This is a genomic window from Streptomyces sp. NEAU-174, assembly GCF_052665095.1.
On record NZ_JBQTCE010000002.1, the window covers coordinates 341,608 to 365,513 of the forward strand.

Consider the following 23,906-nt stretch of genomic DNA (forward strand, 5'->3'; position numbering starts at 1 on the left):
ACGCCCCTACCGGGAGACCGGCCGCCTCAGGAGAACGTCCGCCTCACCCCGGCGTCCCGCGCCCACTCCCCCGCCCCGGCGCCTCGCGCAGGACGCAGTCGCCGCACAACCCGCCGCCCGGCACCCGGTAGTAGAGACAGCAGGTGCGGCGCCGATAGCCGAGCGGCGCGGTGCCGAGGGTGCCGGCGTCGCGCAGCGGCGGGTGGTCGAGCTGGGCGCGCGCCAGCTCGACGGCCCGGTCCGCCGCCTCGGTGCGGCCGTGCGCCAGGCACCAGTCGTGCAGCACCCGCAGCGAACCGGCCAGCGCCGAGGCCGCGTTGCCCCACAGCAGCCGCCCCGAGACCCGGTACGCCCGCTCGATGGCCTGGTGCAGCGGCACCAGATGGACACATGCCGCGGTGCCCACCGGACCGGCGAGTCCTCCCGGTTCGCCCATCACGGACGGCGCGCCGGGCCACCACAGGTCGTCGGGGGCGACACGCCCGGGGTTCCACCACAGCCGGTCGGGCCGGAGGTGGGGCACCCCGCCGGAGAGGGCCGCCGGACCGAGCGCGAGGGACCACACCCGGGCGGCGAGCCCCTGGAAGACGAGGGAGGCGGCGACCCTCGGCTCATCGGTGCGCAGGCTCGCGGCGACCGCCTCGACACGGGCGCGCAACACCGGCCCGGCGGCGCCCGTACCGGTCAGCCGGTACGCCTCGCCGATCCGCGCGTACCCCTCCGCACCCGGATCGCCGCCGCCGGTGCGCAGCGCGAAGAACGGCCCGACCCGCGCCGCGTCCGACAGCGGCGCCTCAGCCACCGTCGGCCGGGGCGTGGGCCCCTCCACCGTCGGCCGGAGCCCGAGACGCCCCACCGTCAGCCGGGCCCTGGAACGCCTCCAGCAGCCGGTCCGCCGCCAGCGTGGCCGTCAGCGCGCCCTCGCGCACCCGCTGCTCCAGCTCGGGCCCGAGCCGCCGCACCTCGGGGTGGGCGTGCAGCCGCGCGAGCAGCTGGTCGCGCACCATCGACCAGGTCCAGTCCACCTGCTGGTCGCGCCGCTTGGTCCGCAGCGCGCCCGTGGCCTCCAGCACCCGGCGGTGCTGCTCCAGGCGCTCCCACACCACATCGAGCCCGGTGGACTCGCGGGCGCTACAGGTGAGCACCGGCGGGTTCCAGGGCGCGTCCGGCGGCTGCAACAGCCGCAGCGCGCCCGCCAGTTCGCGGGCCGCCGACTTCGCGTCCCGCGCGTGCGGCCCGTCGGCCTTGTTGATGGTGACCACGTCGGCCAGCTCCAGGACGCCCTTCTTGATGCCCTGGAGCTGATCGCCGGTGCGGGCCAGGGAGAGCAGCAGGAAGGAGTCGACCATATTGGCCACCGCGGTCTCGGACTGGCCCACGCCCACCGTCTCCACCAGCACCACGTCATAGCCCGCGGCCTCCATGACGACCATGGACTCGCGGGTGGCGCGGGCGACCCCGCCCAGCGTCCCGGCGCTGGGCGAGGGCCGTACGAAGGCGTTGGGGTCCACCGCCAGCCGCTCCATCCGGGTCTTGTCGCCCAGGATGGAGCCGCCGGTGCGGGTCGACGAGGGGTCGACGGCGAGCACCGCGACCTTGTGGCCGGCCCCGGTGAGCATGGTGCCCAGAGCGTCGATGAAGGTGGACTTGCCCACCCCGGGCACCCCGCTGATGCCGATCCGCCGCGCCCCGCCGGTGTGCGGAAGCAGCTCGACCAGCAGCCGCTGGGCGAGGTCGTGGTGGTCGGGCCGGGTGGACTCGACGAGCGTGATCGCCCGCGCGATGTACGCGCGCCTGCCGTCGAGCACGCCCTTGGCGTACTCCTCGATGTCGATCGTCCGCGGCATGGCCTACAGCTCGTGGCCGAGGTCGGCGGCCAGCTTCCGCACCAGGTCGTGGGCGGCGTCCGGGATGACCGTGCCCGGCAGGAAGACGGCGGCGGCGCCGGCCTCGTGCAGGGTCTGGACGTCCTGCGGCGGGATGACCCCGCCGACCACGACGGTGATGTCCTCGCGCCCCGCCTCGGCCAGCTGCTCGCGCAGCGCGGGCACCAGCGTGAGGTGGCCGGCCGCGAGCGACGACACGCCGACGATGTGCACATCGGCCTCCACCGCCTGCCGCGCGACCTCCTCGGGGGTCTGGAACAGCGGGCCGACGTCGACGTCGAAGCCCAGGTCGGCGAAGGCGGTGGCGATCACCTTCTGGCCGCGGTCATGCCCGTCCTGGCCCATCTTGGCGACCAGGATCCGGGGGCGGCGGCCCTCCTCGCGCTCGAACGCCTCGACCAGCGTGCGGGTGCGGTCCACGCCGGACGACTTTCCGGCCTCGTCTCGGTACACACCGGAAATCGTACGGATCTGGCCCGAGTGGCGTCCGTAGACCTTCTCGAGCGCGTCGGAGATCTCGCCCACGGTGGCCTTGGCGCGGGCGGCGTCCACGGCCAGGGCCAGCAGATTGCCCTCCAGGCCCGCGCCGGGACCGGACTCGGCGGCCGCGGTCAGGGCGCGCAGCGCGTCCTGGCAGGCGGCCTCGTCGCGCTCGGCGCGCAGCCGCCGCAGCTTCTCGATCTGCTGGGCGCGCACCACCGAGTTGTCGACCGCACGGACCTCGATCGCCTCATCGCTGTCGACCCGGTACTTGTTGACGCCGATCACCGGCTGGCGCCCGGAGTCGATCCGCGCCTGGGTGCGAGCCGCGGCCTCCTCGACGCGCAGCTTGGGGATGCCCGCGTCGATGGCCTTGGCCATGCCGCCGGCCGCCTCGACCTCCTCGATGTGCTGCCAGGCCCGCCGCGCCAGGTCGTACGTCAGCTTCTCGACGTACGCGCTGCCGCCCCACGGGTCGATGACCCGGGTGGTGCCCGACTCCTGCTGGAGCAGGATCTGGGTGTTGCGGGCGATGCGCGCGGAGAAGTCGGTGGGCAGCGCGAGCGCCTCGTCCAGGGCGTTGGTGTGCAGCGACTGGGTGTGGCCCTGGGTGGCGGCCATGGCCTCCACGCAGGTGCGCGCCACGTTGTTGTAGACGTCCTGGGCGGTCAGCGACCAGCCGGAGGTCTGCGAATGGGTGCGCAGGCTGAGCGACTTGGGGTTCTTCGGGTCGAACTGCTTGACCAGCTTCGCCCACAGCAGCCGCGCCGCCCGCAGCTTGGCGATCTCCATGAAGAAGTTCATGCCGATGGCCCAGAAGAACGACAGCCGGGGCGCGAAGGCGTCCACGTCCATCCCGGCGTCCAGACCGGCCCGCAGGTACTCCACACCGTCCGCGAGGGTGTACGCCAGCTCCAGATCGGCCGTCGCCCCGGCCTCCTGGATGTGGTAGCCGGAGATGGAGATGGAGTTGTAGCGCGGCATCCGCTGCGAGGTGAAGGCGAAGATGTCGGAGATGATCCGCATCGACGGCTGCGGCGGATAGATGTAGGTGTTGCGGACCATGAACTCCTTGAGGATGTCGTTCTGAATGGTCCCGGCCAGCTTCTCGGGCGGTACGCCCTGCTCCTCGGCGGCCACGATGTAGAGCGCGAGCACGGGCAGCACCGCGCCGTTCATCGTCATCGACACGCTCATCCGGTCCAGCGGGATGCCGTCGAAGAGCTGCCGCATGTCGTAGATGGAGTCGATGGCCACGCCCGCCATGCCGACGTCACCGGTGACCCGGGGGTGGTCGCTGTCGTAGCCCCGGTGGGTGGGCAGGTCGAAGGCGACCGACAGGCCCTTCTGCCCGGCCGCGAGGTTGCGGCGGTAGAAGGCGTTGGACTCCTCGGCGGTGGAGAAGCCCGCGTACTGCCGGATGGTCCAGGGCTGGTTGACGTACATCGTCGGGTACGGGCCGCGCAGATAGGGCGCGGCGCCGGGATAGGTGCCCAGGAAGTCGACGCCCTCGAGGTCCTCGGCGGTGTAGAGCGGTTTGACCCCGATGCCCTCGGGGGTGTCCCACACCAGGTCCTCCACGCCCTTGCCCACGCCGTTCTGGAACGCGGCGGCCCAGTCACCGGAGCTGGGCACCGGGCCTTCGGCCGGTCCGTCCAGATCGACGGCCGAGAAGTCCGGGATCTTCCCGGGCTCCATCGGAGAGCCCGTCATCACGCCACCCCCATGGTGTCCAGAGCCGAGGAGAGCACCTCGACCGCGTCGCAGCCCGCGAAGACGTATCCGTCCACTCCGGCCCGCTCGTACTCGTCCTGTTGTGCCCCCGGCCGTCCGGCCAGGTAGACCCGGGTCGCCCCGGCCGCCTTCAGCCGCTCGGCCACGGCGGCCGCCTCCTCCGCGTACAGCTTGTCGCTGGAGCACAGACAGGCCACGCGGGCTCCGCTGGCGGTGAACGCCTCGGCGACCGTCTCCGCGGTCACGGTGACCGGCTCGTGGACCGCCTCGATGCCGCCCGCCTGGAAGAGGTTGGCGGCGAAGGAGGCGCGGGCGGTGTGCGCGGCGGCGGGGCCCAGCGCGGCCAGGAAGATCCTCGGGCGGCCGCCCTCGGCCGCCAGATGGGCGTCGGAGCGGGTGCGCAGCGCCTCGTACGCCTCGTCGCGGCGCACCCTCGGCAGTCCGCCGCCGGGCTGCTCGGGCGCGGGCTCGCGCTCGAGGGGCCGCTCGGCGAGGTTCGGGAACTCGCTGACGCCGGTGATCGGCTCCTTGCGGCGGGCGAGGGCGCGGCCGCGGCGGGCCCAGGTCTCGGCGAGCCGGTCGCGGACCAGCCCGGAGGCGAGGGCTGCGGCCATGCCCCCGGCGCGCTCGATCTCCTGGAACCAGGCCCAGGCGGCGCGGGCGACGTCGTCGGTGAGCTTCTCGACGTACCAGGAGCCGCCGGCCGGGTCGATCACCCGGGCCAGGTGCGACTCCTCCAGCAGGATCGTGGAGGTGTTGCGGGCGATGCGCCGGGCGAAGTCGTCGGGGAGGCCGATCGCGCTGTCGAAGGGCAGCACGGTGACCGCGTCCGCGCCGCCGACGCCCGCGGCAAGGGTGGCCACGGTGGTGCGCAGCATGTTCACCCAGGGGTCGCGCCGGGTCATCATCACCGGCGAGGTCACCGCGTGCTGGCGCTGGGCACGCGCCTCGGAGGGCGCGCCGCACGCCTGCGCCACGCGCGCCCACAGGCGCCGGGCGGCCCGGAGCTTGGCGATGGTGAGGAACTGGTCGGCGGTGGCCGCGTAGCGGAACTCCAGCTGCGCACAGGCGGCTTCGACGCTCAGCCCCTCCCCGGTGAGGGTGCGCAGATACGCCACGGCGGCGGCGAGGGAGCAGCCGAGCTCCTGGGCGGCCCCGGCGCCCGCCTCGTGGTACAGAAGCGCGTCCACCGCGAAGGCCCGCACCCCCGGGTGGTCGCGGTCGCAGGTCAGCGCGAGGTCCGCGGCGGCGGCCAGCTGCCCGGCCAGGCCCTCGTCGCGTCCGGTGCGGGCCGCGAGGCCCAGCGGGTCCGCGCCGAGGTTGCCGAGCGCGGCGCCGGGCGGCACCTCGCGGACGGCGTAGAGCCGCAGCAGGGCGCGGGCGGCGTCCTCGAAGTCGGCGCCCGCGTCGAGGGCGACGGTGGCGAGGTCGAGATAGACCCCCTTCAGCGCCTCCGGCAGGGCGTCCACGGGCACCCCGGCCGCGCCGACCGCGAGCCAGACCGAACCGGCGCCGTTCTCCAGGTCGGCGAGGATCGCCTGGTTGGTGCGGGCCGGATCGGGGTGGGCGTGGCGCTGGCGTACGTCCCAGCCGGACACGGCGGAGCCCTCGGCCCGGCCGCCGCGCACGAAGGGCGCGAAGCCGGGGAATCCGGCGTCCTCGGGGGCGTCGTCGGCGGTGTAGAGGGGGTGGACGGTGATTCCGTCCTCGACTGCGGTCGCGAGGGCCTGTTCGGCCTCGGCGCCCACGGCGTCCGAAGTGCCGGTTTTACGCAGCACGCCTTCGACGAGGTGGCGCCATTGGTCTCGCGTCACTTCCGGGAAATCGTCGGCTAGGGGAAGCCCGTCGGGCAGGACCGTCATAGGAGGAGGCTAATGGGGTCCGCTAAAGCCGGAGCAGTGGTTGGGGCTGTGAGCTTACTCTCTAGTGATCTCAGGGGTGAGCACTAGGGATTTCAGGGGTAGCGCCACCTGGCGCCCCGGAAACGCAGAGGCCCGCCCGGTGCGACGGGGGATGCACACCGGGCGGGCTCGAAGACCTTTTTACCGCATCGGCGGGGGGTTATGCATCAAAAACCTGTTCGCTTCCCCCGCTCACCATGCGACAGGCAGCGAGATCAGGCCACGCGCACGGATCGTCGGCCGCCACCGGAGCCACTCCCTCGGGACGTCCAGCCGCAGCCCCGGGAAACGGCGAAGCAGCGCGGCCAGAGCGGTTTCCAGCTCCATGCGGGCCAGCGGCGCGCCGAGGCAGTAGTGGATGCCATGGCCGAGCGCAAGGTGACCGGACCGGCCAAGATGTGGATTGAACTCGTCCGGATCCTTGAAGTGGGCCGGGTCACGGTGGGCCGAGGCCGCCGACAGCAGCACGGTCTCCCCGGCGGGGATGGTCACACCGCCGATCTCGATGTCCTCCAGCGGGAAGCGGCGGATCCCCAGCGACGCCGGGCCCTCGTACCGCGCCAGCTCGTCGAAGGCGGCCGCGAGACCGCTCGGATCCGCGCGCAGCTCCTGGAGGGCCGTGGGGTGGTCGAGCAGGGTGAGCACCGAATTGGCGATGAGGTGGACGGTGTTCTCGTAGCCCGCGAGGAGGATGAGGAAGGCGAGCGAGGTCAGTTCGTCCTCGCTGAGCCTGCCGTCGCCACTGCCGTCGCCGCCGCTGCCGTCGCCGCCGTCCCCGGCCTCGTCGTCACGGACCCGGATCAGATCCGAGAGCAGATCGTCCGCGGGCTCGGCGCGCTTCTTGGCGATCAGCTCGGTGTAGAAGCGCAGCATGCTGCCGACCGCTTCCTTCGCCGCCCCCGGCCGCGCCGGATCGGGGGTGATCAGGGCGTCGCTCCAGGCCCGGAAGTCGCGCCGGTCGCGCTCCGGGACGCCGAGCAGATCGCAGATGACGATGATGGGCAACTGCCCGGCGTAGGCGGCCAGGAGATCCGCGCGGCCGTCGGGCTCGATGGCGTCGAGCAGCTCCTCGGCGACCCGCCGGACCGGTTCGCGCAGCTTCTCCACGCGGCCGGGGGTGAACGCCTTGACCACCAGCCGGCGCACCCGGGTGTGGTCCGGCGGGTCCATGTTGAGCAGATTGGCGTCGAGGGCGGGCGGCAGGGAGAAGCCGCTGAAGTTGCCCGGCGCGGCGTGGCGCTTGTCCAGGGCGAGGCGCGGATCGGCGAACAGTCGCCGCACATCCTCGTAACGGGTCACCAGCCAGGCGGGGCGTCCGTCGGTGCCGGCGATTCGGTGGACCGGGCCGGCCTCGCGCAGCTCGGCCAGGGCCGGGTAGAGGTCCTCGACCAGCGGGGCGGTGTCAACGAGCTCCGGGCCGTCCGTTCCGGCGGCGTTCGCGGTGTTCTGCATGGATCCCGACTCTAGGCCGTGGCGTCCCCGGCGCCTGGACGGGTGGGCCATTCCAGCCCGTCCAGGCGATGTGCACGCCGGTGGTGAATGGTGGTGGCCGGGAGGCGGCGCCGGGGCTGAATCCCCCCGGCGCCGCCTGTGCCACGGGCGGCCCCGACCCCCGTCCAGGGCCACCTCGTCTGTGATCCCCCCGTTCACCGCCGCTGGGCGGCGGTCTCCTCTCTCAGTTCCGCGAGCACCTCGTCCACGAGCGGCAGGTGGTAGACGTCGGCGACGCGGGCCAGATGCTCGTGCTCCGCCACCAGTTCGGCCCCTGTCGTCACCACCACGCTGTCCGCCGCGGACTCCGGCACATGTCCTTCTGCTTGGTTCAGCAAACCGCGTCTGAGCGCCGCTGCTTCCACTACGGCAGCAAGTTGCCAATCGTCGAGTCGCGCCGCGCCGCCCTTGACATGCGCAATCTCCAGCGCGCGGGCCTCCACATGACGCCGTACGCCGCGCTGGACGTCCCGGATCTCCGCCATCTGACGGTTGGCCCGCCACTCCAGATCCGCGAACGGCCACCAGCCGGTCCAGCGGGACTGCCCCATGGACACCTCGGGGGCCTGCTCGGTGACCTCCCGCCACAGCGGCCGCAGCCTCCGGAAGCGGCGCCACGCGGAGGCCCGCGGGCCCACGGCGGGGATGGCGAAACCGGCCAGCACCAGGAGCGCCGCGACCGAGGCGGTCAGCGGGGCCACTCCGTTGGAGAGCCAGTACAGCTCATGGCCCGCCCAGGAGAAGACGAAACCGATCAGCTTGCAGGCGCAGTACGCCAGTCCCAGCCAGCATCCGGCGGCCAGCACCCGCAGCCCCCGGGCCAGCCATGAGCCGCGCAGGCTGGCGGCATAGCGCGGGCACAGGATGCCGAGCCCCGCCAGACCGGCTCCGAAAATGGCCAGATACAGCACCAGGAAGAGGACCACTCCGGGGGCGTCGGCGTAGGCGGTGCTGAAGTCGCGGGGGTGCTCCACGGCGTCCGGACGGCCCACCGCGAAGCCGACGATGGCCACGGTCCACACCACGGCCACGGCGGCGACCACCGCGCGGGGCGGCACCGCGGAGCCCGTCCAGCGCAGCAGCAGCACCAGGGCGCCGGTGGCGAACACCACGACGGAGGAGTAGAGGAGGACCATGGCGAGATTGGCGACGCCCACCAGCCCGTCGAACCAGCGGTAGACGCTGGGCGCGGAGAGCAGGAACACATTCGCCACGGCCGCGGTCATCACACACGCCAGGCCGAGATCGGCGTTGGCGCGGTCGCGGAACCAGGCCCGGGCCTTGTAACCGGCCATCGCCCAGGCGGCGGCGCCGAAGCACAGATAGACGAGGTCAAACACCGGCGTCACCGCCCGGTTCACCGCGTGCGCCATCGGTGCGGTCGGCCCCGTCGGTGCGCACATGGCGCAGCGCCGGGCCCAGCGCCGCGGCGAGTTCGGCCGCCCGGCCCTCGAGCGGCAGCCCGTGGTCCGGCGAGGTCGGCACCACACGCTCCATCAGGAGGGTGCCCAGCACCTCGGTCTCGCGCTCGGTGAGGTTGTCGTAGCAGTGGTGGCGGGCGAAGTCCGCGGTCATTCCCAGCCGGCGCATCGCGGTGGTCACATCGACCGACGGCGTCCACATCCGCAGCGCTTCCTCGGTGACCGCCGGGTCCTGCTCGTGCCCGAGCAGCAGATGGCCGATCTCGTGCAGCACGATATGGATCTGGTGCCAGGGGGACGTCCTGAGCTCGTAGAAGATCCAGTAGTCCTCGTCGGTGGAGGCGGTCATGCCCGAGACCACGCCGCCCAGACTCATCGGCACCAGATGGACGGGGCGTCCGACCCGGCGGGCCACGAGGTCGCACAGACCGGGCAGGTCGGTCGAGGCGGGCAGCCCGAGCTCCTTGATGAGCTGCTTGCACCGCCGCCGTATCCGGCCCACTCGCATGCCTGTACCACCCTCGTTTCCGGTCCGCCGCCAGGAGGAGAACAGTTCCGGGTCATCGGCCGCCATTCGTCGCTCCGCCGTCCGGACCGCCCGAACCGTCCGCCTCCCCGGCGCCGTTCGTACCGGGCGGCTCGGGCGGCAGGTTCATCTGCTGCCGGAACTGGGAGATGATCGTGGTGAGACTGTCCTGGACCTCTGGCGGGAGGCCCACGGAGCGCAGCGCGATGCTGCGGACCCGCTTGTCGCGCATGGCGACGAGGAACCGTACCTCCTCCTCGACCCGCTCCGCCTGCGAAGGCGACAGATCGCCCAACAGATAACCGACGGGCACGGCGAAGAACTTGGCGAGCGCCCGCAGCACATCCGGACTGGGGTTGGTGCGCCTGCCGTTGCGCAGCATCGACAGATACTGCTCGGTCAGGCTCACCCCGCCGTACTCCCCGCCGCCGCTGATCTCCTCGGCGACATGCGCGTTGGTGTACGGCGCGCCCGGCGGGTGCATGGTGGTGAACAGGTAGTTGAGCCGGTCCGCCAGCGGGCTGCCGGCCGTGTCCGGTGACCTGTCTCCACCCGCTGCCATCTGCGCCCCCTCACGGCTGCTCCCGGGCTCGCACACCCTCACGGTTGGTTAAGGCGGACGACGCCCTGCGACGCATCCTGCCATGTGCCGCGCGGGGCGCACCAGCCCGGTCCGGCATCGCGGGGGTGGAGGACTTAACTACCAGTTGGTAGCCGAGCCAGAAGGGTGATCCGTCGGGCGAGGGAGGCGACCGGTCGACGGCCGGGATGTCCGCTTGCTGCCAGCGGCCGCGGCCGGGCGGCCGGGCTCCTCCCTCGTTCTCAGCGCATGCGCCGGGCCATCAGTCCACGCTCTGGAGGATGTGCGGCTCGGCGAGGTCGTCCTCGTAGCCGGCGAGTCGGATCGGCGCGGAACGCGCCCATACCTCCAGACTGCCCACCTCGGCGGCCTGCACGAACCGCCCGCTGTTATCGGCGCGCGCGTCGTCGCTCTGCGTTTGTTCGGGGGTCACCGCACACTCCCTCGTGTCGGCTGAACCGGATCTGTCGTCAGATTAACCAGCGCCTGAACGCTCCGCGCGTCGATTCTCAGGGAGTGGACAAAGAGCCGCCGCCGGGACCGCGTTCCGCGCCCGGTGGCCGCACGGGACCGTCCGTGGTGAGCTGGTACGTACGGGATCCACCGAACACGTCTCACTGGGTGGACAGCGCGGTATCCCAGGCGACATGGCCGTCGGGGCGCACCAGGACCGTACGCCGCCCCGCCCAGCCGTCGTGGGTGGTGGTCGGGCGCGCGGTCACGGCCCGTATCCGGTCCGGGCTCCCGGCGATCGCCCCGGCGGCGGCGAGGGCGTCGCCCGGTTCGCGTCCCGCGTCGCCCTCCGTACCGAGGTGGAGCAGCACGAAGCGCCCGTCGGCCAGGAGCGGATACAGGCTGGGCTCGGGCGCGCCGTCCAGCCCGAGGTCGGGCGCCCGGGTGCCGGTGAGCCGGCCGGCCGCCCCGTCCGCCGGGTAGGCCACGTCCAGCGCGGAGAGCTCCCCGGCGAACTGCCGGTTCACCGCCGGATGGGCGGCCAGGAGCCGGCCGAACACCGCGCGCAGGGCATGTGCGTCGGGCGTGTGGGTGGCGCCGAGCACGGTCTGGGCCTGGGTGTTCTCCAGCAGCGCGGCCCCCACGGGGTGACGCTCGGCGTGGTAGGTGTCCAGCAGCCCGTCCGGCGCGCGGCCCTGGCACACCGCGGCCAGCTTCCACCCGAGGTTGAAGGCGTCCTGGAGCCCCACGTTCAGGCCCTGGCCGCCCATGGGCATGTGCATATGCGCCGCGTCCCCGGCGAGCAGGACGCGGCCGTCGCGGTAGCGGGCGGCCTGCCGGGCGGCATTGCCGAACCGGGACAGCCAGCGGGGTGCCCGCATCCCGAAGTCCGTGCCCGCGACCTGGCGCAGATGGCCGCGCAGCTCCTCGAAGGTGAGCGGCCGGTCGGCGGGGATGGTGAGGGACTCCCTGGTGGAGCCCGCGACGCGGTGGTGCCCGTCGGCCAGCGGGACGATCAGGAAGCCCCCGTACTCGTTGTCGACCGAGGGGGCCGACGGCGGCGCGTCGAGCACCACATCGCCGAGGAGGCCGGTGGCCGTGGTCCCGGTGCCGGGGAAGTCGATCCCGGCGGAGGTCCGTACGGCGCTCCCGGCCCCGTCGCAGCCCACCACCCACGCCGCGCGCAGGGTGTACGTCCCGTCGGGGCCCGCCACGTCCACCTCGGCGCCGTCCGCGTCCTGGCGCACCTCCAGCGCCCGGTGGCGCCAGTGGATCTCCCCGCCCAGTGCCAGCAGCCGCTTCTCCAGCAGCTGCTCGGTGCGCAGCTGCGGCAGGACCAGCGTGTACGGGAACCGGGTGTCCAGCACGGAGAAGTCCAGCCGGACCGGCAGCCCGCCGTAGTGCCCGGTGGGCACGGGCACACCCTCGCGGACGAACGGCTCGGCGAGACCGCGCATCGCCAGCACCTCCAGGCTGCGCGGATGCAGGGTCAGCGCCTTGGAGTGCGGGCTGCGGGCGGCCTCGCGCTCGATCACGGTGACGTCCACGCCCGCCAGCCGCAGCTCGGCGGCGAGCAGCAGCCCCACCGGGCCGGCCCCCACCACGACGACGTCGTTCACCACACCATCTCCCTCGTTCGGTTCTCGATCCCGGCCTCTTGATCCAGGATCAATGATCTGGCCCCAGTAGACTTGATCCCGGATCAAGACGCAAGCGGAAGACGCAAGCGCGAGACGCAGGCGAGGGGAGAGCGACGGCATGGGCCTGGACCGCACGGCCGTGGTGACGGCGGCGCTGGAACTGCTCGACGAGGCGGGGCTGGACAAGCTCACAATGCGCAAGGTCGCCGAGCGGCTGGGCGTGCAGCTCAACACCGTCTACTGGCACGCCTCCAGCAAGCCCCGGCTGCTGGAGCTGATGGCCGACGCGATGCTCGAGGGATGCGCCGACGCGCCGCTCCCGGAGCCCTGGGACGAACGGGCGCAGGCGCTCGCCCACCGCTATCGCGCCGCGCTGCTGTCCCGCCGCGACGGCGCCCGGGTCGTGGCCGGGACGTATGTCGCCGAGGAGCACACCCTGCGCTTCGCGGACGCCATGACGGGCGCGTTCCTCGGCGGCGGCCACGGCCCCGCCGAAGCGGTCTGGCGGACCTGGTCGCTGGTGTACTTCACGCTCGGCCTGACCCAGGAGGAGCAGGCCGCCCGGGGCATCGGCGGCATGGAGCCGCTGCTGCGGGCGGCCACCGCCGAGCGATTCCCGTCCCTCGCCGCGGTCACCGAACACTTCGGCGACTTCGAACACCGCTTCCGGCATGGTGTCGGGCTGATCGTCAGGGGGCGGGAGGCGAGCGCGTAACCCGCCCGCTTCCGGGCCAGAAGATCCGAGGTATTGCCACGCCCATCCCCGCGTGGGCGGCCATTTCCGCCTGCCGTCCCCGCCGTCCATCCGATGTTTATGACGCCCGAGGGGTTCCGGTTCCGCGATGAGGGCTGCATCATGCCCGAGGGGTTCAGATTGAGGAACCTCAGGCATGTACGTGACCGCCGCCGCGCCCCGCCACCCCCGCCGAAGAACACCCGCACCCGGTTCACACCCCTGGAGCGTCATGTCATCCGCACCCACCAGAAGGACCGTCGTCGGCACCGCCATGGCCGCGGGCGCCGCCGCCGGACTCGCCGGTCCGGCCGCCGCGTACGCCGCCGAACCGCAGGCCCCCGCCGCGGCCGCCCGCCCCGCGGGGGACCCCTGGGAAACGGTCCTCGCCGACGCCGACATGGTGTGGCAGAAGATGCCGCAGACCTGGTACGAGGGCCCCTTCCTCGGGAACGCCCTGCTCGGCTCGGGCATCTACGCCGAGCCGGGCGGCGCCAACGCGGTGCGCTTCAATGTGCAGCACAGCGAGGTCCAGGACCACCGGCCGGAGTTCGGCTCCCTCTTCGGGCTCGCGCGGCTGCCCATCGGGTACTTCACCCTGGAGCCGGTCGGTGCCATCACCGCCGTCGACTGGCGGCTGCGGCTGCGCGACGCCGAGCTGACCGGGACCATCACCACCGACAAGGGCACCCTCACCCTCCGCGCCCTGGTGCACAACTCACGCTCCGTCATGGCGATCGAGGTGACCCCGAGCGCCGGTGAGACCGCGTTCCGCTGGGTGTTCCACCCCGCCGAGGCCATCAGCCCGCGGGTCGACTTCAAACCGGTGCCCGACGGCTACACCGGCAACCCCCCGGCCGTCGTCGAGGACCACCACGGCGTCCAGGCCGCCGTGCAGCCGCTGCTGGCCGGCGGACAGCATGTGACGGCCTGGCGGGAGCGGACCCGCGCCGGGCGGCGGACGCTGTACGTCACCGTGGCCCACTCCCACCCCAGGCGCACCGCGCTCGACCGGGCGCTGAAGGACATCGGGTCCGCCTCGGCGCTCCCCTACGACGCCCTCGCGCCCACCCATCGCGCCTGGTGGCACGCCTACTACCGGAAGAGCTTCCTCTCCCTCCCCGACGCCCGGCTCCAGCGCTTCTACTGGATCCAGCTGTACAAGGTGGCGGCGGCCGCGCGCGCCGACGCCCCCGTGATGGCCACCTCGGGGCCCTGGCTGGAGTCCACCCCGTGGCCCGCCACCTGGTGGAACCTCAATGTGCAGCTGGAGTACTGGCTGATCCACGGCTCCAACCACCTCGAACTCGACGCGGTGACACGGGCGCTCGGCGAATTCCGCGACAACCTCTCCAACCAGCTCGACGCCCCGTACCGCAAGGACTCGGCGGGCATCCCCCGGACCACCGACATCCATCTGGTCAACGGCGGCGCGGTGGCCAATGGCGGCTTCGCGGTCGGCATCCCCGGCCAGGACCCGCCCACCCCCGAGGTCGGCAACCTCACCTGGGCGCTGCACAACGTGTGGCTGACGTACCGGCACACCATGGACGAGTCGGTGCTGCGCGAGGTGGTCCATCCGCTGCTGCGCAAGGCCGTCGCCTACTACCTCCACTTCCTCACCCCCGGCAGCGACGGCAAGCTGCATCTGCCCGCCACCTTCTCGCCGGAGTACGGCGTCAACGCGCCCGACTGCAACTACGACCTGATGCTGCTGCGCTGGGGCTGCGCCACCCTCCTGGACTCGGCCCGGATCCTCGGCATCAAGGACCCCTCCGCGCCGCGCTGGCGGGAGGTGCTGGCCAAGCTCACGCCGTACCCCGTCGACGAGAACGGCTTCATGATCGGCGCGGGGGTGCCGTTCGCCAAGTCCCACCGCCACTACTCCCATATGCTCGCGGTCTATCCGCTGTACGAGGTCACCTGGGAGGACCCGGCCAAGCGCGAGCTGATCGAGACCTCCCTCAACCACTGGGTCGGCTTCGAGGGCGCGCTCCAGGGCTACACCTTCACCGGCGCCGCCTCGATGTCGGCGCAGATGGGGCGTGGTGAGGACGCGCTGAAGTACCTGGGCGAGCTGATGCGCCGCTTCATCCAGCCGAACACCATGTACAAGGAGTCAGGCCCGGTCATCGAGACGCCGCTGTCCGCCGCGCAGTCGCTGCACGACATGGTGTGCCAGAGCTGGGGCGGGGTGATCCGGGTGTTTCCCGCGCTGCCCGCCGCCTGGGACGAGCTGATGGTCCACGACTTCCGCACCCAGGGCGCCTTCCTGCTGAGCGCCGCCCGCGAGGGCGGCCGGACCCGCTGGGTGCGGCTGCGCAGCGAGGCGGGCGCGCCGTGTGTCGTACGGCACTCCCTGGAGGCGCCCATCGAGGTGCGGGACGCGCGGGGGCGGCGGCTGCCGTACGAGACCGCGGGCGCGGGCACGATCCGGATCGCGCTCGCCAGGGGCCAGGAGGCCATCATCACCGCCCGCGGCGACCGCCCGGACCTGACGGTCCGCCCGGTCGAGGCGGGCGAGCCGGCGCCGCGCTGGGGGCTCCCGGCGTCCTGAACCGCGTCTCCGGTCTCCCGAACCGCGTGCCCGGTCCCCCGGGCCGGGCCCCGGTCGCCGGTGGATGACGCGTGCCGACCGCCGTTCCGGGTTACCCATCACGCATGAGACGCATCAGTGACTTCGACCGCCGGCTGTTCGCGCGGGTCGCGGACAGCCGGCTCCGCGGTGCCCATCCGCTGCTGCCCCGGCTCAGCCGGGCCGCCGACCACGGCCGGCTGTGGTTCGGCACGGCCGGGGTGCTCGCCACGGTCGGCGGCCGCACGGCGCGGCGGGCCGCGCTGCGCGGCGTGGGCTCGCTGGCCGCCGCCTCGCTCATGTCGAACGTCGTGGTCAAGTGGACCGTGGAACGCAAGCGTCCGGTCCTGGACTCGGTGCCCCTGGTGCGCCGGCTGCGCCGGCAGCCGTGGACCAGCTCCTTCCCCTCCGGGCACTCGGCCTCCGCCGCCGCCTTCGCCACCGGGGTGGCGCTGGAGTCGTCGCGGTACGGCCTGCTGGTCGCCCCGCTCGCCGCCGCCGTCGCCGCCTCCCGGGTGTACGTGGGCGTCCACTACCCCAGCGATGTGCTGGCCGGTATCGCCCTCGGCGCCGGGGCCGCCGCGCTGACCTGCCGCTACTGGCCGCCGCGCCCCGAGGTCCCGGCACAGGCCCGGCCGCGGATCTCGGCGCCCGCGCTGCCCAAGGGCGACGGTCTGGTCGTCGTGGTCAACCAGCGGGCCGGTACGGGATACCCCACCGGCGGATTCACGGTCGCCGAGCAGCTGCGGGTGCTGCTGCCCGCCGCGGACATCGTGGAGTGCGGGCCCGACGACGACTTCATGGACCTGCTCCGGCAGTCCGCCCAGCGCGCCGCCGAGCGGGCCGGGGCGCTGGGCATCTGCGGCGGGGACGGCAGCGTCAACGCGGCCGCCACGATCGCGGCCGAACGCGGGCTGCCGCTCGCCGTGTTCCCCGGCGGCACCCTCGACCACTTCGCGCTGGACCTCGGCGTACCGGCCTTCGAGGACACCGCGCACGCCGTGACCGAGGGCGACGCGGTGGCCGTGGACCTCGGCCGCGCCACGCCCCTCGCCGGAGGCGGCGGGACCAGCCACTTCGTCAACACCTTCAGCCTCGGCTTCTACCCGGAGCTGGTGCGGATCCGGGAGAGCCTCCAGGGCCGGCTCGGCAAGTGGCCCGCGGCCGCCGTCGCGCTCACCCGGGTGCTGCGCACCGCGAGCCCCTTGGAGGTCGAGGTCAACGGGCGGCCGCGGCGGCTGTGGATGCTGTTCGCCGGCAACGGCGTCTACTCCCCCGAGGGTTTCGCGCCCGCCTACCGTCAGCAGCTCGACGACGGGCTGCTCGATGTGCGGGCGATCGACGGCGAGGAGCGGCTGGCGCGCACCCGGCTGCTGATCTCGGCGCTCACGGGCACGCTCGGGCGGTCGCATGTCTATACGACGCGGCGCATGCGCCAACTGCGCCTGTCGGGCCTACACGGCGTGGACAGCCGTGCCTACGATGGGGAGGTGGCCGCCGACCCCGCGGAGGAGCTGCTCATCGACAAGTGGCCGGGGGCGCTCACCGTCTACCGCCCCGCCGAGCCGCAGAACGAGCTGCTCCAAAGGGCCCGTACGGCGGCCGCGAAGGCACCCCATTGGTGGAGGGCCCTACTACGCAAGTAGTACGCGCAAGTCTGTGCTCAAGGACGACGACGGGGGCACGCCCCACCGTCAAGGATGAGGGCATGGACGAAGACCGATCGGCCCAGGGGGCCGCGACGTGACCTCCCTCGCGCTGTCTGTGCTGCTGGCCCTGGTCTCGGCGGTCTGCTACGCCGCCGGAGCCATACTCCAGGAGCATGTCGCGGCCACGACGCCGCGCCTCGCGTCCGCTCCGCTGCGGCGCGGGAGTTGGTGGACCGCGGTGACCCTCAACGGGGCGGGCGCGGTCCTCCATGTGGCCGCCCTGGCCTACGGCCCGCTGAGCGTGGTCCAACCCCTAGGGGCTCTCACGATCGTCTTCGCCCTGCCGATGGCGGCCGTGTTCGTCCGCCGCCGGGTCGGCGCGGCCGGCTGGCGCGGCGCGCTGCTGGCCACCGTGGGGCTCGCCGGGCTGCTCTCGCTGACCGGCTCCTCGCGGGCCCAGTCGCTGGCCGAGCGGGACGGCTTCTGGCTGATCGTGATCACGGTCTCCGCCATCGCCGTGCTGATCGCGGCGGCTCGTCTGATGCGGTCGCCCGGGATCCGCAGTGTGCTGCTGGCGGCGGCCGCGGGGACGGCCTTCGGTGTCTCGTCGGTGGTCACCAAGAACGTGGCCGTGGAGTGGACCTGGGACGCGTGGCAGGACAACCTGCCCGGTCTGGTCGCGATCGGGCTGCTGGCCTCGGGCGGGGTGCTGCTGTCCCAGGCGTCGTACCGGGGCGCCGGGCTGGCCTCGCCGCTGGCGACGGCGACCGTGGTCAACCCCGTGGTCGCCACCGCCGTCGGCCTCGCCGCGCTGGGCGAGCACTTCCGGCACGGCGCGCCCGGCACGCTGCTCGCCCTGGCGGCGGCCCTCGTCGCGAGCACCGGTCTGGTGATGCTGACGGTGCACAACGCCGAGGCGGAGGCGGAAGCGGAAGCGGCCGCCAAGGGCGCCGAGGCCGCGGTCATCGCGGCGCCGGGCGCCCCCGGACCCGACGGGCACGATGCCGCGGGTGGAGCCGGTGGAATCGGCGGAGTCGGTGGGTTCGGCGGACCGGAGCTTCCGGAGGGGCCCGGCGGACCCGGCCCGCACGAGGTGCCGGTCGGCCCCGACGTGCCCGCCGAGCCCGGCCCCTCGCTCCGTCTCTCCCGCCCGATCCCCCGCCAGCCCACCGGCGACGAGGAGCCCGACCCCCACCTGTCCGACCCGCGCCTGCCCGAGCGCGGCGAGGCCGTCCTTCAGCCCAACGCCTAGCCAAGGCACGCGGGCGGGACCGGCCTCGGCGCCGCAGTTGGCCGACGACGTATCGCGGCACTTCCCGCGGAGCGCTTAGGCCGCGCCGGGCCGCCCCTGGCCGAGCAGGTCCACCAGCCCCGAGAGACCCTCATGGCCATGGCCGGCGGCGACCCGGCGGGCCATGAGGTGGCCGATCGGGGCGATCAGTTCGGGGCTGAGGCCCTGGTCCCGTGCGGAGCCGGTGAAGTTGACGAACGCGGCCGACTGCATGGCGAGGTTGGAGACCACCCCGGTGGCATGGTCGCCGGAGTCGATCTGCCGCGCGTAGCCGTCCACGGCCCCGGACATGGCGGTCAGCCAGCGCCCCACCAGCGGGGCGACATCGGCCGCCGCCACCCCGTCGGACCGTACGAGGGCGTAGGCGTGCAGCACCCCCGAGAACATCCCGTACATCGCGCTGAGCAGGGCGATGTCGTACAGCGGGGCACGCCCGGGGTCCTCGCCGAGATCGTGGCTCTCGCCGAAGAGGTCCAGCACGGCCCGGTGCTCCGCGAAGACGGCGGGCGAGCCGCTGTAGAGGAGGAAGGCGGCGGGCGTCCCGATCATCGGCGGGACGGCCATGATGCCGCCGTCGAGGTACTGGGCACCGTGTCCGGCCGCCCACGCGGCCAGCTCACGGGCCTGCCGCGGAGTGCCGTTGGTGAGGTTGACGACGGCCTTGCCGGACAGGGCGTCCCCGAGGGGGGCCAGCACCTGCCGTACGGAGTCGTAGTCGAGCAGGCAGACCACCACCAGGGGGCTCGCCGCGACGGCCTCACCGGCCGTGGCGGCGGTCAGCGCGCCCTCGGCGGCGAGCGCCTCGGCCTTGGCGGCCGTACGGTTCCACACCGTCGTCCGGTGCCCGGCCCGCAGCAGGGCGCGGGCCAGGGCGGTGCCCATGTCGCCGAGGCCCAGCACCGTCACGGGGGATTCGCTCATCTCGGTTGCTCCAGAAGTTTCGATACCGCTTGGTCGTAGGGGTCCGGCGCGCCGATCACAGGCTCGTTCCCCGGCGGTAGTGTGGGCAAGTACGCACTAAATAGTGCGTACTTACCTTGAGGTCAGTGGGGACGGGCGGGGCTTTGGGAAAGCAGCCTTATGTCTGCGGTCTGGACGCGGCCGTGGACGTGATCGACGGAAAGTGGAAAGTCCTGATCATCTGGGCGCTCGATCACCAGCGGTGCCGTTTCGGGGAACTGCGGCGGCTGGTCCCGGGTGTGACCGAGAAGGTGCTGACGCAGCAGCTCAGGGAGTTGGAGGCGGACGGAATCGTCCACCGGGAGAGCTACGACACAAAGCCGCCGAAGGTGGAGTATTCGCTCACCGAGCTGGGCGACGAGCTGAAGACGGCGCTGGTTCCGCTGGGCGCGTGGGGCAGGCGGCGGATGGCGGCGCTGGAGGAGGCGGGGCAGAGCTGACCTCCGGGCCGCGGTTGGGCGGGCCCCTGCGGAAGCTATTTTCCAACCGGCCCTTCACGGGGTAGGGGTGTGGAGTTCACCCCGCTCACTTGGAGGCCCCGTGACCGACAGCGCTCCCCGGAGCCAACCACGCACCCCCTGGCGAGCCGTATTCGGCGGCTCGATCGGAAATCTCGTCGAATGGTACGACTGGTTCGTCTACGCCAGCTTCGCCACCTACTTCGCCGGAGCCTTCTTCCCCAAGGGCAACGACACGGCGCAGCTCCTCAACACCGCCGGGATCTTCGCGGTGGGCTTCTTCATGCGTCCCGTCGGCGGCTGGCTGCTGGGCCGGTTCGCCGACCGGCGCGGCCGCAAGGCGGCGCTCACCCTGACGGTGACGCTGATGTCGGCCAGTGCGCTGCTCATCGCCATCGCCCCGACCTATGACCAGGTCGGCTACTTCGGCGCGTTCGTGCTGCTGGTGGCGCGGCTGCTCCAGGGCCTGTCGGTGGGCGGTGAGTACGCGGCCAGCGCCACCTATCTCACCGAGGCGTCCCGGCCCGGCGGCCGCGGCTTCGTCTCCAGCTTCCAGTACGTGTCGATGACGGCGGGTCAGCTGATCGGCCTCGGTCTTCAGATCCTGCTTCAGCACACCATGTCCGACGACGCGCTGCACTCCTACGGCTGGCGCATTCCGTTCGTCGTCGGCGCCGTGGGCGCGGCCGTGGTCTTCTGGCTGCGGCGCAATCTGCTGGAGACCGAGGTCTACACCGAGGAGGAGGACCACCAGGACCAGGAGCGGGGGACGATCGCCGAGCTGCTGCGCCACCGCAAGGAGGCGGCGCTGGTCATCGCGCTGACCATGGGCGGCACGGTCGCGTACTACACGTACACCACCTATCTCACCAAGTACCTGTCGAACACGGCCGGGATGAGCAAGTCCGACGCCTCGCTGGTGAGCTTCTGTGCCCTGTTCCTGTTCATGCTGTTGCAGCCGCTGGCCGGATCGCTCTCGGACCGGATCGGGCGCCGTCCGCTGCTGATCACCTTCGGCATCGGCTCGATGCTCTGCACCGTCCCCATCATGACCGCCCTCTCGCACGCCGACAGCTTCGCCGGGGCGCTGCTGCTCTCGCTCGCGGCGCTGGTCATCGTCACCGGCTACACCTCGATCAACGCCGTGGTGAAGGCCGAACTCTTCCCCACCCATGTCCGCGCGCTCGGGGTGGCCCTGCCGTACGCGCTGGCCAACGCGCTGTTCGGCGGCACCGCCGAGTATGTGGCGCTGTGGTTCAAGAAGGGCGGTGTGGAGTCCGGGTACTACTGGTACGTATCGGCCTGCGCCGCGGTCTCGCTCGTCGTCTACCTCACCATGCGGGAGACCCGGGACGCCGCCCTCTCCCGGGGCCGCGCCGACGACCCGGCCGCCCCGGGGAAGCGGCGGACGACCGCGGTGTGACGGGGCGAGGGGCCGGTCCCGGCGTCAGCGGTCGGCGGTCACGCTCATCTGGGCCCAGACCACCCGTCCGCCGTTCACGCCCGCCCGGTCCCCCCACGCGTCGGCCAGGGCGCGGACCAGCGCGAGTCCGCGCCCGCACTCGTCCTCGAGACCGGCCTCCCGCGGTGTGGGGACGGCCGGTCCGCCGCCCTGGTCGGCGACCTCGACATAGAGCATCCGCCGCTCATGGGCGCGCAGCACACAGAGGATCTGCTCGCTCCCGGTGTGCACCAGGGCATTGGTGAAGAGCTCGGACATCACCAGCTCGGCGGCCTCGCAGACCTCCTCCGTAAAGCCCCACTCCGGCGCCCGGGACCGCACCCGGTGCCGGGCGACCGCGACCGAGGCGCCTCTGGCGGGCAGATGGAACCTCTCCTGGCGGAGGGCGGAGTCAACGCTCCCGGAGCTCGGGTGGTGGGCCATCGTCGAGCGCTGACGCAATGCCACGGCCATGTGCCTTCCGTCCGTCCTACCTGTGGGGGCGTGAATGCCGTACGTGAATGCCGCAAGTGCGCGACACAGCAGCCACGTTGGACTGGTCACACCCGTCACTATCGTTGCTGCGAGCATCAGTTGGCAAGGCGCGATCTGCAAAATGCAGAATAGCTAGCGCACTCTGTCGCCCCCACCTCGTACGTGGCACACTGATCCTGACAAGACCGTCCCAGGAGGTACGACGTGGGTGAAGCGCGGTCTGCCCCGACCGTCGGGCAGATGGTCCTCGGCATGCGACTGAGGGACCTTCGCGAAAAAGCCGGCGTCAGTTACGACGTGGCTGCCAGAGCGCTGCACGTCAACCAGACCACGGTGCGCAGGATGGAGAAGGCCGAGGTCGGCCTGAAACTCCCCTACGTCGAGAAGCTGCTCCAGACCTACGGCGCCGAGCAGCAGGAGATCGACGCCTTCCTCGCCCTCGCCGAGGAGGCCAACCGGCCCGGCTGGTGGCACCGGTTCCGCGATGTGCTGCCGGACTGGTTCAGCCTCTATGTGAGCCTCGAGGGCGCGGCCAGCCGGATCCGCGCCTATGAGCCGCACTTCATACCCGGGCTGCTACAGACCGAGGACTACGCCCGTGCGCTGCTCTCCATCGGCTTCCCGCACGGGTCCGCCCAGGAGCTCGAGCGCCGCGTGGCGCTGCGGATGGAGCGCCAGGAGCTGCTCAGCCGCCCGGACGCGCCGCATCTGTGGGTCGTGATGGACGAGACGGTGCTCCGTCTGTCCATCGGCGGTCCCGCGGTGATGCGCGCCCAGATCGATCGCCTGATCGAAGAGGTTCAAAGACCGAACATCACCCTTCAGGTGGTGCCGTTCTCCGCCGGCCCCCACCCGGGCATGGGCGGACCCTTCCAGCTCTTCCGGTTCCAGATCCCGGAACTGCCGGACATCGTCTATGCCGAGGGCCTGACCGGCGCCGGCTATCTCGACCAACGTTCCGATGTGGTCGCTTATCTGGAGGCCCTGGACCGCATGGGCACCCAGGCCACATCGGCGCGGCGGACGGAGAACTTTCTCCGTGGGATTCGCAAGGAGCTCTGACTGTGGATCAGGTACACGTGTACAACGGCATGCCCGCCAAACATCTGGGAACCGAAGGCTGGGCCAAGCCCTGGAGCGGCCCCAACGGCGGTGCTTGCGTCGAGGTCATGAGGCTGAACGACGGGCGGGTGGCCCTGCGTCAGTCGACCGATCCGGACGGCCCCGCCCTGATCTACACCCACCATGAAATCGAGAAGTTCATCCAGGGTGCCAAGGCCGGCGCCGCGGACTTCCTGCTCACACGCCCAGAAAACCTGACCACCTCGGCGGGTACCGCATCGGAACGGAGGGCCGCGTGACCGACAACGGACTCGCCCCTGACCAGATCGACACCACCAAGCCGCACCCGGCTCGGATGTACGACTTCTACCTCAACGGCAAGGACCACTACGAGGTCGACGCGGAGGCCGCCGGGCGGGTGCTGGAGGTCTATCCGACGGTCCGGCTCAACGCCACCGTCAACCGGGCCTTCATCCACCGCGCCACCCGCTGGCTGGCCCGGGAGGCCGGGGTCCGGCAGTTCCTGGACATAGGCACCGGCATACCCACCGAGCCCAACCTCCACCAGGTGGCCCAGTCGGTCGCCCCGGAGGCCCGGGTGGTCTACACCGACTACGACCCCATCGTGCTGGCCTACGCCCAGGCGCTGCTCGTCGGCACCCCCGAGGGGCGTACGGCCTATGTGCAGTCGGATGTGCGCGATCCCCAGCGGATCATGAGCGCGCCCGAGCTGCATGAGACGCTGGACCTGGACCAGCCGGTGGCGATCTCCGTGAACGCGCTCTTCCACTTCATTCCGGATGAGGACAAGCCGTACGAGATCATCCGTGAGCTGATGGCGCCGCTGGTTCCGGGCAGCTATCTGATGCTGACCCACTCCACGCATGACTTCTCCGAGGAGACCTGGCGGAACGTCATCCGGGTCTACAAGGAGAGCGGGATCTCCTTCACCACCCGCTCCCAGAGCGAGGTCGGGGCCTTCTTCGACGGTCTGGAGCTGATCGACCCGGGTGTGTCGGAGCCCCACCACTGGAATCCGGACCCCGAGGACCGGCCGGAGAGCATCCGCAGCGCGGACATCAACATGTGGGCGGGAGTGGCCCGCAAACCGTGACGCCTGCGGCGGTACG

21 protein-coding genes are annotated in these 23,906 nt (G+C 72.2%); 9 read left to right on the top strand and 12 right to left on the bottom strand.

All coding sequences use genetic code 11. From position 1 onward, the window contains the following. Positions 1-43: 43 nt before the first annotated feature. The 10 genes from ACT2CW_RS06265 to ACT2CW_RS06310 all read right to left on the bottom strand — a co-directional run bounded on the left by ACT2CW_RS06265 (position 44) and on the right by ACT2CW_RS06310 (position 12,094). Positions 44-802, bottom strand: a complete 759-nt coding sequence (locus tag ACT2CW_RS06265; RefSeq protein WP_445515835.1) for a (2Fe-2S)-binding protein — start codon at positions 800-802, stop codon at positions 44-46. Continuing rightward, positions 795-1,847, bottom strand: a complete 1,053-nt coding sequence (gene meaB, locus ACT2CW_RS06270) for a methylmalonyl Co-A mutase-associated GTPase MeaB (RefSeq protein WP_445515836.1) — start codon at positions 1,845-1,847, stop codon at positions 795-797. Before meaB ends, ACT2CW_RS06265 begins: the two co-directional genes overlap by 8 nt. A 3-nt stretch (positions 1,848-1,850) precedes the next feature. Then, positions 1,851-4,079: a methylmalonyl-CoA mutase gene (scpA, locus tag ACT2CW_RS06275; RefSeq protein WP_445515837.1), complete on the bottom strand. Its 2,229-nt coding sequence runs from the start codon at positions 4,077-4,079 to the stop codon at positions 1,851-1,853. Beyond that, positions 4,079-5,962 carry a methylmalonyl-CoA mutase small subunit gene (mutA, locus tag ACT2CW_RS06280; RefSeq protein ID WP_445515838.1) on the bottom strand — a complete coding sequence of 628 codons (1,884 nt, stop codon included), beginning with the start codon at positions 5,960-5,962 and terminating at the stop codon, positions 4,079-4,081. The genes scpA and mutA overlap by 1 nt, the downstream gene beginning before the upstream one ends. Positions 5,963-6,193: 231 nt before the next feature. Continuing rightward, entirely contained in the window at positions 6,194-7,453 is a 1,260-nt protein-coding gene (locus ACT2CW_RS06285; protein ID WP_445515839.1) for a cytochrome P450 family protein, read from the bottom strand. Between the two features lie 194 nt (positions 7,454-7,647). After that, positions 7,648-8,865: an MAB_1171c family putative transporter gene (locus tag ACT2CW_RS06290; RefSeq protein WP_445515840.1), complete on the bottom strand. Its 1,218-nt coding sequence runs from the start codon at positions 8,863-8,865 to the stop codon at positions 7,648-7,650. Next, positions 8,825-9,487 carry an ImmA/IrrE family metallo-endopeptidase gene (locus ACT2CW_RS06295; RefSeq protein ID WP_182469206.1) on the bottom strand — a complete coding sequence of 221 codons (663 nt, stop codon included), beginning with the start codon at positions 9,485-9,487 and terminating at the stop codon, positions 8,825-8,827. The genes ACT2CW_RS06290 and ACT2CW_RS06295 overlap by 41 nt, the downstream gene beginning before the upstream one ends. Next, positions 9,474-10,001 carry a helix-turn-helix domain-containing protein gene (locus ACT2CW_RS06300; protein ID WP_445515841.1) on the bottom strand — a complete coding sequence of 176 codons (528 nt, stop codon included), beginning with the start codon at positions 9,999-10,001 and terminating at the stop codon, positions 9,474-9,476. The genes ACT2CW_RS06295 and ACT2CW_RS06300 overlap by 14 nt, the downstream gene beginning before the upstream one ends. A gap of 280 nt (positions 10,002-10,281) precedes the next feature. After that, positions 10,282-10,452, bottom strand: coding sequence for a hypothetical protein (locus ACT2CW_RS06305; protein ID WP_020866352.1), 171 nt, complete (start codon positions 10,450-10,452; stop codon positions 10,282-10,284). Between the two features lie 181 nt (positions 10,453-10,633). Next, positions 10,634-12,094, bottom strand: coding sequence for an FAD-dependent monooxygenase (locus ACT2CW_RS06310; protein ID WP_445515842.1), 1,461 nt, complete (start codon positions 12,092-12,094; stop codon positions 10,634-10,636). Between the two features lie 136 nt (positions 12,095-12,230). On the opposite strand from ACT2CW_RS06310, the gene ACT2CW_RS06315 reads away from it, so the two are divergent. The 4 genes from ACT2CW_RS06315 to ACT2CW_RS06330 all read left to right on the top strand — a co-directional run bounded on the left by ACT2CW_RS06315 (position 12,231) and on the right by ACT2CW_RS06330 (position 18,321). Continuing rightward, positions 12,231-12,827, top strand: a complete 597-nt coding sequence (locus ACT2CW_RS06315) for a TetR/AcrR family transcriptional regulator C-terminal domain-containing protein (protein ID WP_445515843.1) — start codon at positions 12,231-12,233, stop codon at positions 12,825-12,827. Positions 12,828-13,077: 250 nt separating this feature from the next. Beyond that, the gene (locus ACT2CW_RS06320; protein ID WP_445515844.1) at positions 13,078-15,402 is read left to right on the top strand and encodes a glycosyl hydrolase family 95 catalytic domain-containing protein; all 2,325 of its coding nucleotides are present in this window, start codon (positions 13,078-13,080) and stop codon (positions 15,400-15,402) included. Positions 15,403-15,506: 104 nt separating this feature from the next. Continuing rightward, positions 15,507-17,066: a bifunctional phosphatase PAP2/diacylglycerol kinase family protein gene (locus ACT2CW_RS06325; protein WP_445515845.1), complete on the top strand. Its 1,560-nt coding sequence runs from the start codon at positions 15,507-15,509 to the stop codon at positions 17,064-17,066. Positions 17,067-17,163: 97 nt separating this feature from the next. Next, positions 17,164-18,321, top strand: coding sequence for a DMT family transporter (locus tag ACT2CW_RS06330; RefSeq protein WP_445515846.1), 1,158 nt, complete (start codon positions 17,164-17,166; stop codon positions 18,319-18,321). 75 nt (positions 18,322-18,396) lie between these two features. On the opposite strand, the gene ACT2CW_RS06335 is transcribed toward ACT2CW_RS06330, so the two are convergent. Then, positions 18,397-19,281 carry an NAD(P)-dependent oxidoreductase gene (locus ACT2CW_RS06335; RefSeq protein WP_445515847.1) on the bottom strand — a complete coding sequence of 295 codons (885 nt, stop codon included), beginning with the start codon at positions 19,279-19,281 and terminating at the stop codon, positions 18,397-18,399. Between the two features lie 143 nt (positions 19,282-19,424). Between ACT2CW_RS06335 and ACT2CW_RS06340 the strand changes: the two genes are divergently transcribed. Together ACT2CW_RS06340 and ACT2CW_RS06345 are read left to right on the top strand one after the other, a co-directional pair. Further along, positions 19,425-19,760: a winged helix-turn-helix transcriptional regulator gene (locus ACT2CW_RS06340; RefSeq protein ID WP_164427945.1), complete on the top strand. Its 336-nt coding sequence runs from the start codon at positions 19,425-19,427 to the stop codon at positions 19,758-19,760. A gap of 100 nt (positions 19,761-19,860) precedes the next feature. Beyond that, the gene (locus ACT2CW_RS06345) at positions 19,861-21,201 is read left to right on the top strand and encodes an MFS transporter (RefSeq protein ID WP_138910837.1); all 1,341 of its coding nucleotides are present in this window, start codon (positions 19,861-19,863) and stop codon (positions 21,199-21,201) included. Positions 21,202-21,225: 24 nt separating this feature from the next. On the opposite strand, the gene ACT2CW_RS06350 is transcribed toward ACT2CW_RS06345, so the two are convergent. After that, entirely contained in the window at positions 21,226-21,693 is a 468-nt protein-coding gene (locus ACT2CW_RS06350) for an ATP-binding protein (RefSeq protein ID WP_445515848.1), read from the bottom strand. A 225-nt stretch (positions 21,694-21,918) separates the two neighbouring features. Here ACT2CW_RS06350 and ACT2CW_RS06355 point away from each other — a divergent pair, with 225 nt between their 5' ends. The 3 genes from ACT2CW_RS06355 to ACT2CW_RS06365 are packed head-to-tail and all read left to right on the top strand — an operon-like array spanning position 21,919 to position 23,890. Beyond that, a complete protein-coding gene (locus tag ACT2CW_RS06355; RefSeq protein WP_086884396.1) occupies positions 21,919-22,776 on the top strand; it encodes a helix-turn-helix domain-containing protein in 858 nt (285 codons plus the stop codon). Between the two features lie 2 nt (positions 22,777-22,778). Continuing rightward, positions 22,779-23,075 carry a DUF397 domain-containing protein gene (locus ACT2CW_RS06360; RefSeq protein ID WP_037958038.1) on the top strand — a complete coding sequence of 99 codons (297 nt, stop codon included), beginning with the start codon at positions 22,779-22,781 and terminating at the stop codon, positions 23,073-23,075. Further along, entirely contained in the window at positions 23,072-23,890 is an 819-nt protein-coding gene (locus ACT2CW_RS06365) for an SAM-dependent methyltransferase (protein WP_164427940.1), read from the top strand. The genes ACT2CW_RS06360 and ACT2CW_RS06365 overlap by 4 nt, the downstream gene beginning before the upstream one ends. Positions 23,891-23,906 lie beyond the last annotated feature (16 nt).

Bases quoted from the DNA above. Each gene is read 5' to 3' on its own strand.
- ACT2CW_RS06295 (WP_182469206.1), bottom strand. From the start codon at position 9,487: ATGGCGGCCGATGACCCGGAACTGTTCTCCTCCTGGCGGCGGACCGGA.
- ACT2CW_RS06290 (WP_445515840.1), bottom strand. From the start codon at position 8,865: ATGGCGCACGCGGTGAACCGGGCGGTGACGCCGGTGTTTGACCTCGTC.
- scpA (WP_445515837.1), bottom strand. From the start codon at position 4,079: ATGACGGGCTCTCCGATGGAGCCCGGGAAGATCCCGGACTTCTCGGCC.
- ACT2CW_RS06315 (WP_445515843.1), top strand. From the start codon at position 12,231: ATGGGCCTGGACCGCACGGCCGTGGTGACGGCGGCGCTGGAACTGCTC.
- ACT2CW_RS06335 (WP_445515847.1), bottom strand. From the start codon at position 19,281: ATGAGCGAATCCCCCGTGACGGTGCTGGGCCTCGGCGACATGGGCACC.
- meaB (WP_445515836.1), bottom strand. From the start codon at position 1,847: ATGCCGCGGACGATCGACATCGAGGAGTACGCCAAGGGCGTGCTCGAC.
- ACT2CW_RS06325 (WP_445515845.1), top strand. From the start codon at position 15,507: ATGAGACGCATCAGTGACTTCGACCGCCGGCTGTTCGCGCGGGTCGCG.
- ACT2CW_RS06300 (WP_445515841.1), bottom strand. From the start codon at position 10,001: ATGGCAGCGGGTGGAGACAGGTCACCGGACACGGCCGGCAGCCCGCTG.
- ACT2CW_RS06320 (WP_445515844.1), top strand. From the start codon at position 13,078: ATGTCATCCGCACCCACCAGAAGGACCGTCGTCGGCACCGCCATGGCC.
- ACT2CW_RS06285 (WP_445515839.1), bottom strand. From the start codon at position 7,453: ATGCAGAACACCGCGAACGCCGCCGGAACGGACGGCCCGGAGCTCGTT.
- ACT2CW_RS06350 (WP_445515848.1), bottom strand. From the start codon at position 21,693: ATGGCCGTGGCATTGCGTCAGCGCTCGACGATGGCCCACCACCCGAGC.
- mutA (WP_445515838.1), bottom strand. From the start codon at position 5,962: ATGACGGTCCTGCCCGACGGGCTTCCCCTAGCCGACGATTTCCCGGAA.